The organism is Oleiphilus sp. HI0061, from assembly GCF_001635675.1.
This window is the reverse complement of the sequence record NZ_LWFE01000319.1, coordinates 1-1,465: the sequence shown is the minus strand read 5'-3', so window position 1 is coordinate 1,465 and position 1,465 is coordinate 1. Positions and strand designations below refer to the sequence as shown.

Here is a 1,465-nt window from a genome sequence, read left to right as displayed (position 1 = left end):
AATACCAAGTTCCTGCATTGTCGGGCTAAAGCCCGACCTACATACAGCATGTTAACAGGGTAAAATCACCCCTTAAGAAAGCCTCGATCTGTATGATATAATCCCGCCCTCGGAATCATCGTTTATCACTTTAGGTCGTATTAATGAGTCAAGCTGCTAATCCAGACATGTTTAAAAACAACCCTTTTGGTACCGAAACTACGGATGCCGATATCCTTGAGGCTTTCGAATTTCTGGATGACTGGGAAGAACGTTACGCATATATCATCGACCTAGGTAAATCACTCCCGGCATTTCCTGAAGCAGAGAAGACTGAACTAAACCTGGTCCATGGCTGCCAAAGCCAAGTCTGGCTTGTTCACTACTTTGACGAAGCCAGCAACAAGCTTTTCTTTTTAATTGAGAGCGACGCCATTATCGTCAAAGGCCTTGCCTCTGTTGTACTGGCGACACTTAATGCACGCTCACCTGCCGAAATCGTCGCTAAAGATGTTGAAGCAATATTCAATGACATGGATCTGATGCGTCATATCAGCCCAACCCGAGGCAATGGCTTGCGCTCTATGCTTGAACGCATGAAGAATATCGCTGGAAATTTTTAGTTTTTAACGAACGTAAGCAGAGGGTTCCACCCCTTATATGGACTCTCCGTGCTAACCCGCCAGCGAGCCGTGGAAGGCTCTGCCTACGGTCTACTCGGTTAAGAGCCATTTAATTATTTCCCTTCAGTTTCTCATTTTCCTTATGTAGCTTGCGTTTCATTCGTCCCAAACCAAACATCACAAAACCAATAGCAAAAGGTACTGAAATACCGGTAACCAGCGTGCTGCTTTCGATTAAGCCGCCTGATTTTGCAGACTCTGCGACGTACTTCACCAAGCCAACCAGATAATAACTGATCGCTGCTACAGATAAGCCTTCAACAGCCTGTTGCATACGCAGCTGCAGCTTGCCACGGCGGTTCATGGACTGCAGTAAATTCTGGTTCTGCGATTCTATTGTGAGGTTCATGCGCGTTCGCAGTAATTCACTGGCTCTATCAATTCTGCGCGACAAGTCATCCAAATCTTTCTCTATGGTTTCACATGTTAAGTAAGCTGGCGTTAAACGACGACTTAGAAACTCACTCAGTGTCTGTAAGCCGCAAACCTCGCTTTCCTTTAACTCTTCGAGCCTGCTCATCGCTAAATGGTAGTATGCTTCAGTCGCTGAGAAGCGATAATTTGTTTCCGATATTGTCTGTTCAATCTGCGCAGATAAGTGGGTCAACGCTCCCATCAAACGACGTTCGTCATCAAGGTTTTTAATCTCAGTGATATTCTGAATGATCTCAGCCAGATTCAAGTTCATTAGATGAATATTCGGCCCTGTCTGCTTAGCAATCGGAAACGACAACAAAGCCATCATTCGATAGGTTTCCAACTCCAATATTCGACGCACCAAGCGGCCGGTCTGACAAGGATTC

2 protein-coding genes are annotated in these 1,465 nt (G+C 45.5%); one reads left to right on the top strand and one right to left on the bottom strand.

Features of this window, described 5'->3' with window-relative positions:
• Positions 1 to 143: 143 nt before the first annotated feature.
• Positions 144 to 602 carry a SufE family protein gene (locus A3735_RS04115; protein WP_068513150.1) on the top strand — a complete coding sequence of 153 codons (459 nt, stop codon included), beginning with the start codon at positions 144 to 146 and terminating at the stop codon, positions 600 to 602.
• Between the two features lie 109 nt (positions 603 to 711).
• Here A3735_RS04115 and A3735_RS04110 read toward each other — a convergent pair.
• Positions 712 to 1,465: DUF3422 domain-containing protein (locus tag A3735_RS04110; RefSeq protein WP_156499394.1), on the bottom strand; the 754-nt coding region annotated here is incomplete at its 5' end.